The sequence below is a fragment of the Bradyrhizobium sp. genome (genome assembly GCF_019242285.1).
Lineage (GTDB): Bacteria > Pseudomonadota > Alphaproteobacteria > Rhizobiales > Xanthobacteraceae > Bradyrhizobium.
The window spans coordinates 22,168-29,072 of the sequence record NZ_JAFAVV010000615.1 but is presented as its reverse complement, the minus strand read 5'-3'; the positions used below and the strand labels follow the sequence as shown (position 1 = coordinate 29,072).

Sequence of the window (6,905 nt, the reverse complement as noted above, 5' to 3'; positions counted from 1 at the left end):
AGGCAATAGTGCCCGTAGCTGAATTCGGCATATTCGGTCTTGCCGACGTAGACCCGCGGCACGAGCAACTCTTTCATCATTGCGACCGGCAACAGGCGATCGCCATCGAACTCGCCTTCGCCGAGATGCAGCCGCATCCATTTCGTCAGGTCTGCAACCGACGTGTTGAGCGCACCGGAAGCCATCGTGCAGATCGGCAGACGCAAGGCCGGCCGCCTGGCATCCGCGTCCATCATGTAGCACCGCGCCGCATGCTCCGATGTCTCGAGCTCGTCCAGCGAGAAGCTCACGGTCATCCCGAGGCGATCGCCGAACCGCGTGCGGATGAACGTCTGGTAGCTTTGGCCGCTGACGCGCTCGATGAGAAGGCCTACGGCGTTGTAGCCGAGATTGTTGTATTGCCAAGCCGCGCGGATATCGCGGCTCAATTCGAGATGGCGCATCGGCGCGAGCAGCTCCGCCGGCAAGCGGTCGCCGGGAAGATGCACCCAGTCGTGGCGCGGCAGGCCGAAGCGATGACACAGGAGGTCCAAAACCGTCACCCGCTCGGTCGCCACGGGATCGCTGAGGCGAAACTCCGGAAGATAGTCGCGCACGGGCTTGGTCCAATCGAGCCGCCCCTCGCCATGCAGCAGCGCAACGGCGCTGGCCGTGAACGTCTTGGTGATCGAGCAGATCACGAATTGCGTCGCCGCCGTCATCGGCAGGTTCGCCTCGACATCGCGCAGGCCATAGGCCCGCGTCAGCACGACCTGTCCGTCCCGCACCACCGCGAGCGCAACGCCCGGGACCTTCCAATCGGCCATCACTTCCGCGGCGAGATGATCGAGATCGGAGACGATCGCCTCGATCGACGGCGCTGCGGATGTCGGAGTCATGGCAAGGGTCCACTGCAAGCAGTTCTTCATAGCCAATAGAGGCATCGTGCGAAGCGCAGTCGGCGGATCGCGCCCTCGGCTCATCCGCCCTACAAGCTCTCAACCTTCCACCAGTTCCGGCCAGGGCACGATGGTCGACTTCACCGTCTTCATCGCCATCGCGTCCGCCACCGCCTGGCCGATGCCCTGCTCCGAGAACGGATAGATCGCCTGCATGTCGAGCCAGGGATATTTGTCGCGGGTGCGGTGGAGCATGTCGACGCCGAGCGGCAGGTCGTTGGCGGTGAAGCCCCAGGAGCCGAGCAGATTGAGGTCCTTGGTGCAGATGCGGTGCCACGAGGTCCCGATCGCACCGACATCGGTGAACTGGCCCATCTCGACATAGGTGCCGCCGTCGCGCAGCATTTCGATGCCCTCGGGGCCGGCGGTCGGATGGCCGGAGCAGTCCATCACCAGATCGGCGCCGAAGCCGCCGACGATGTCGCGCACGGCCGAAATGCGCGCCTGCGGCGTCTTCAGGTCCTCGATGTTGACGGTGGCCTCCGCGCCGAACTTGCGCGCGAGCGCAAGCCGCGGCGCTTCCGGCGCGCCGACGCAGATCACCCGTCCCGCCCCCATCTCCTGCGCCGCCGCGACCGCGAGAATGCCGATCGGCCCGGAGCCCTGGATCACCACCGTGTTGCCCCAGGAGAAACCGCCCGCCCGCGCGGCGCGGTTGAAGGCGCGGATGCAGGAGGTCAACGGCTCTGACAGCGCGCCGAGCCGCAGCGACATGTCGTCCGGCAATTTGTAGATCTTGGTGCCCGGCAGCATGTCGAGATCGACATAGACATATTCGGCCCAGCCGCCCCACAGATGCGGCGCCTTGTCGAAGCCGAGATAGCGCCCGTAATAGACCGGCGTCAGGCACTTGTTGGCGCTCTCGGGATAATGGACGCAGTAGTAGCAGCGTCCGCACGGCATCAGAGGCGGGATCATCACCTTGGAGCCGACGGAAAGCGGCTTGCTCATGAAGTCCGCGGTGAAGTCGCTGCCGCATTCGACGATGATGCCGCCGAGCTCGTGGCCGAGCGTGAACGGCCATGGCAGGGGTTTTGGCCAGTGGCCTTTGAGGATGTGCAGATCGGTGCCGCAGACGCCGCAGGCGCCGACCTTGATCAGCGCCGCCTTGCTGCCGACCTTGGGCCATGGCACGGTGCGGATCTCGGGGCTGGCGCCCGGACCCGAATGGGTGCAGACGCGGATATCCGGCATGGCCTTCTCCTGAGCGCTCGGTTCGTTGACATCGAGCTTATGAAAGGCCGGACGCAATTCCAACCGGGACAATGGACCGCCGCCGATCGCGGTGTGAGGCGCGTCGCGTCGCAGATGTGGAAAGCTTCGCATCACCACGCCCCGTCCGGGCGGATATTGCGATTGCATTGAGCCGACGGTCAGCCCACAAGTGTCCTCCAATGAGAAATGGGAGGACGAACGATGCCGGGGAGGCAGGTTTCACGCCGTGCGCTATTGGCCGGAATGGCTGCCACACCGTTCATCGGCAGCGCTGCGGCCCAGACCGGCTGGCCGAACCGTCCCGTGCAGGTGATGGTGCCCTATCCGCCGGCCGGCGGCGCCGACACCACCGCGCGCATCGTCTACGCAAAGCTCGGCACGATCCTGGGCCAGCAGTTCGTCGTCGAAAATCGCGGTGGGGCCGGCGGCACCATCGGCGAAGCCGTGGTGGCGAAGGCAGCCCCCGACGGCTACACCATCCTGCATGACGCCACCGCCTACTCGGTCAACGGCGCGCTCTATTCCAGCCTTCCGTTCGACTACGACAGGAGTTTCGATCCCGTTGCCCTGGTGTCGCTGGTGCCGAACATCCTGGTGGTCACGCCATCGGTGCCGGTGCAGACGCTCGCCGACGTCATCGCCTACGCCAAGGCTGCGCCCGGCGGCATCGACATGGCGTCGTCGGGAAACGGCACGCTTCAGCATCTGTCGCTCGAAATGTTCCGCTTCATGACCGGGGCCAAGGTCAACCACGTGCCCTATCGCGGCGGCGGCCCGGCGCTGAGCGACGTCATCGCCGGGCAGGTGAAATTCTTCTTCTCCAATGGAGCCTCGGCCGTCGGCCTGATCCAGGGCGGCCAGCTCAAGGCCATCGCCCACACCGGCAGGGGCCGGCTGAAAAGCCTGCCCGACGTTCCGCCGGCGTCGGACACGCTGCCCGGCTTCGAAGCCTATGAATGGAACGGCGTGTTCGTGCCGCACGGCACGCCGCCCGAAATCACACGCGCCCTCAACGGCGCGATCAACGCGGCGATCGGCGCGCCCGACCTCAAGCAGCGCTTCGAGCAACTCAACATCGAGAGCCGGCCGACCACGCCGGAAGAGTTCGGCGCCTTCGTCAAGGACCAGACCGGACGCTGGGCGAAGGTGGTGAAGGAAGCCAACATCAAGCTCGGCTGAGGCCTCGGCCCGGTGGCGGCCGAGCGAAGGATGCCGAGGCGGCGCTTTCATGCAATCTACACCACGCCGCCCGGCCCATCTCACTTCCAGCTAACCGGCGCGTTCCCCGCTAACCCTCCGTTAACCCTGACGGACGTAGGGTCGCCCAACGTGGAATAGCCGGCCGTCGGGGCAAAATGGCGTTGCCAAATACCAAAAAGTCAGTTCTTCCCGTCGCCGAGGAGCGGCGCCGCTTCCAGCGCGTCAAGGTGCACCTGCTCGGCCGCTACATGCTGCCGGACCGCCGCGAGTTTCCCTGCCAGATCATCAATATGTCGCCCGGCGGGCTCGCCTTGCTCGCCCCCGGCATCGGCAATGTCGGCGACCGCGTGATCGCCTATCTCGACCATATCGGCCGGGTCGAGGGCAAGATCACCCGCATCATCGACAACGGCTTCGCCATGACGATCGGCGCAACCGCGCGCAAGCGCGACAAGCTCGCCGCCCAGCTCACCTGGCTCGCCAACCGCGACATCCTCAATCTGCCCGAGGACCGCCGCCACGACCGCATCATCCCGCGCAACCCGATCGCGGTGCTCAGCCTCGAAGACGGCACCAAGATGACCTGCCGCATCATCGACATGTCGCTGTCGGGGGCCGCGATCGCCGCCGAGCACAGGCCGCCGCTGAAATCCCAGGTCATGCTGGGCAGGGTGGCCGCGCGCGTGGTGCGAAACCTCGAGGAAGGCTTCGCCCTCGAATTCGTCCATCAGCAGTCGGCCGAGACTCTCGAAGAGAGCGTTACCGCGCGGTAAGCGGTCCCACACTTCCGATCTCCGGACTTCTGCGGGCTTTGCAGGTCTGCCCGTGAGCGCGCGGGCCGCCCCACGGCGGCGCCGTCGTCCGTCGCGCAGGCATGGCGTGGTTAATGCACCCAGGCCTCGAACCGCATGAACCGCGCAACGGCGCGGCTTTCCCTGCTTAACGCTAAAATTTGAATCAACTGGAGTTGTCTCAAGTTTTATGCGAATTCGGTTCAAGTATAAATCGAATTAGCCGCGCGTTTTACTAGTATTCGTATCGAATGTACTTGAAATACTTAGCGGCGGCGCAAAAGCTTTGTGAGAGCGTGGTCCCAACAAAACACGGGGGCCACGACAATGTTCAAACGACGGGGTGCCGGATTGGCGGCGATCGCCATCCTGATGGGAATGAGCGCGGCGCATGGCGGCGACGAGCGGGTGCTGTTTGCAAGCCTGGGGGAGACGACGCGAGCGCCGATCGGCTGGGTCGAGTTCTGCAACGAGAATGCGGCCGAATGCGCCGGCGGCGCGACGCAGGCTCGCGACATCGTGATGACGCAGACGGCGTGGCGCGACCTGGTGCGCGTCAACCGCTGGGTCAACGACACCGTCAAGCCGATGACCGACATGGATCATTGGGGCGTGGTCGAGAGGTGGTCGTTGCCGACCGACGGCTACGGCGATTGCGAGGACTACGTGCTGATGAAGCGCAAGATGCTGATCGATGCCGGCTGGCCGCGCGAGGCACTGCTGATCACGGTGGTGCGCGACAGGAAAGGCGAAGGCCATGCGGTGCTGACGGTGAAGTCGGACAAGGGCGAGTTCGTTCTCGACAATCAGAACGAGAACGTCGTGGCCTGGACCGAGACCGGCTACCAGTTCGTCAAGCGCCAGTCGCAGACCAACCAGAACGTCTGGGTCTCGCTCGGCGACGTTCATCCGGCGGTTGCGACCGCCACCGCAAGGGACCGCTGACGCAAGAATACAAGGGAAATACGAGACACGCGATCCGGTCGCATCCCCACCCCTCCCCGTCCCAGATCGGATCGCGCGCGGCCAGCCTCTCCCCCAAGAGGCTGGCCGCAACTTTTTTGGGATCTGCGCGGCGACCGGCAACAGTCTCGGCCGCCATGGGTGAGCCGGCCGTCGCCACCGGTGGTGGAGCGCCGGAGCGCGGACATCGCCGATCGCGATGGCGCGCCGTCTTCGCGAGAATTAACCTGATGGCGGAGCGTCTTTCCGATCTTCCGCGACGGATGTGGTGGTCCCGATGGCAAAGTTCGACCAGAAGAAGCTGGTCCCAAAGCTGAATCAGAAGAAGCCGCCGCCGAAGCCGGCTGCGAAACCGGCCCCGAAAACGCTGATGCCGAAGTTCGACCAGAAGAAGCTGATCCCGAAGTTTCGCTAGCCAGAGCTTTTTCCGTTCCGATGGAATCGGAACGGAAGCTCCAAGAAGAACCGCAAAATACAGTACACCGTCGACAGAGCCTTCTACGGGCTACGCAACCGCATCGAGCGCTTCTTCAATCGTGTGAAAAACGCGCGACGCGTCGCCACCCGCTATGACAAGCTCATCGAGAGCTTTGCTGCCTTTGTGATCCTTGCCACCATCCGTATCCGGATTAAGTTTGTCCACACGACATAGTGGAGCGGCGCCAAGCCTTGGCAAGCGGCTTATCCCACTTAAACTACCTCGTACAGCACCTCCAGCGCCTGGCCGCCATTTGGCTGGGTGAAGTCGCCAGCGAGTTGTCCCGCAATCGACGCGACCGAGGTGGTGACGATGCCGGCCTGGACCAAGCGGCGCAGCGCAGCGTCTTCGGTCCGTCGCGAGAGCCCGCCGCACGCGTCGAGCACAATCTGAACGTCAAAACCCTGGGCTGCTGCCGACAGCGCGGAATGCTGCACGATGATCTCGGTTGCGACGCCTGAGATCAGCAAGGTGCGCCGATTGACCGCGAGGATGGCCGCGCGGCTCGCTGCGTCGGTGAACGCGTCGGTCGTCTTTCGCATGTGCTGTGGCAAGGGGCCGAGCGCGGCGGCAATCTCCGATATAACGACCGCCTCGCCGCCCTCGCCCGGCGCCGTCGTCACGATGGTGGCCATGTCGAAGAGCTTTGCGAGCTTCGCAAGGCCGGCCACGGCGCGGCGCAGAAGCGCAAGCTCGTTCGTCACGCCGAGTTCGACAATGCCGGATTGCAGATCGGCAAACAGAACCATCGTTCCGGACGGATCTATTGGCGCATAGTTCATGGTAGGGTTCCCTTCAGTTGCTCGAGCACCGTTTCGATTTCGTCCGCGATCTGCCGACCACTGAGCTGCGACTCGGCGACCATCAGCGCGCCGCCGCCAAGCAGCAGAAGCGCGCCCGCAATCGCGAGAGCGGGGGGCAGCCAGGTGAGGCGACGGCCGGTTGCCGCATCGAGCGGGATCGAAAGACACGTCAGGACGAAGATCACAATCGCGGCGTATAACAGCAAGATTGACCCCTCCGCATAACGTGCGCGCGCAGCATGCCGTTCGAGAGAGGTGCGGAGCTGTGCCGTGGTCAGGCCGGTGCGCTCCCAGGTGCGATCATGAACTATGCCGGCAAGGAAGCGGGCGCGATCGACCACCCGGGCCATTCGCACAAGCGCGGACGCGGCGAGCGAGGCGGATGCGAGAATCAGCAGCGCTGGCGTGACCATCGCGGAAATTGCCGCGACCGACGGCTCACCAATCGAGTTGCCCATGCCGCAGCCTCCGGCCTTTGGTTGTGCAAGCGGTATGCCACGCGCATGTCACGGTTCAC

Annotated in this window: 8 protein-coding genes and 1 pseudogene; 5 read left to right on the top strand and 4 right to left on the bottom strand. The window is 64.5% G+C overall.

Annotated elements, in window-relative coordinates:
• Together JOY90_RS25290 and JOY90_RS25285 are read right to left on the bottom strand one after the other, a co-directional pair.
• On the bottom strand, positions 1 to 878 hold an 878-nt coding region (locus JOY90_RS25290), incomplete at its 3' end, for a serine hydrolase (protein WP_291693834.1).
• A 99-nt stretch (positions 879 to 977) separates the two neighbouring features.
• Positions 978 to 2,132 (bottom strand): zinc-binding dehydrogenase, encoded by a 1,155-nt coding sequence (locus tag JOY90_RS25285; RefSeq protein WP_291693833.1) that lies wholly within the window; start codon positions 2,130 to 2,132, stop codon positions 978 to 980.
• Between the two features lie 222 nt (positions 2,133 to 2,354).
• Here JOY90_RS25285 and JOY90_RS25280 point away from each other — a divergent pair, with 222 nt between their 5' ends.
• The 5 genes and pseudogenes from JOY90_RS25280 to JOY90_RS25260 all read left to right on the top strand — a co-directional run.
• Positions 2,355 to 3,332, top strand: coding sequence for a tripartite tricarboxylate transporter substrate binding protein (locus JOY90_RS25280; RefSeq protein WP_291693832.1), 978 nt, complete (start codon positions 2,355 to 2,357; stop codon positions 3,330 to 3,332).
• Between the two features lie 176 nt (positions 3,333 to 3,508).
• Complete coding sequence (locus JOY90_RS25275) at positions 3,509 to 4,126, top strand: PilZ domain-containing protein (RefSeq protein WP_291693831.1); 618 nt, start codon at positions 3,509 to 3,511, stop codon at positions 4,124 to 4,126.
• Positions 4,127 to 4,471: 345 nt separating this feature from the next.
• Entirely contained in the window at positions 4,472 to 5,089 is a 618-nt protein-coding gene (locus JOY90_RS25270; RefSeq protein WP_291693830.1) for a transglutaminase-like cysteine peptidase, read from the top strand.
• Between the two features lie 295 nt (positions 5,090 to 5,384).
• Entirely contained in the window at positions 5,385 to 5,522 is a 138-nt protein-coding gene (locus tag JOY90_RS25265) for a hypothetical protein (RefSeq protein WP_291693829.1), read from the top strand.
• Between the two features lie 45 nt (positions 5,523 to 5,567).
• Positions 5,568 to 5,759 (top strand): annotated as a pseudogene (locus JOY90_RS25260) (transposase); the annotation flags it as partial.
• Positions 5,760 to 5,797: 38 nt separating this feature from the next.
• On the opposite strand, the gene JOY90_RS25255 reads toward JOY90_RS25260, so the two are convergent.
• Both JOY90_RS25255 and JOY90_RS25250 read right to left on the bottom strand, forming a co-directional pair.
• Positions 5,798 to 6,367 carry an isochorismatase family protein gene (locus JOY90_RS25255; RefSeq protein ID WP_291693828.1) on the bottom strand — a complete coding sequence of 190 codons (570 nt, stop codon included), beginning with the start codon at positions 6,365 to 6,367 and terminating at the stop codon, positions 5,798 to 5,800.
• Positions 6,364 to 6,846, bottom strand: a complete 483-nt coding sequence (locus tag JOY90_RS25250) for a DUF2721 domain-containing protein (RefSeq protein WP_291693827.1) — start codon at positions 6,844 to 6,846, stop codon at positions 6,364 to 6,366. The genes JOY90_RS25255 and JOY90_RS25250 overlap by 4 nt, the downstream gene beginning before the upstream one ends.
• Positions 6,847 to 6,905 lie beyond the last annotated feature (59 nt).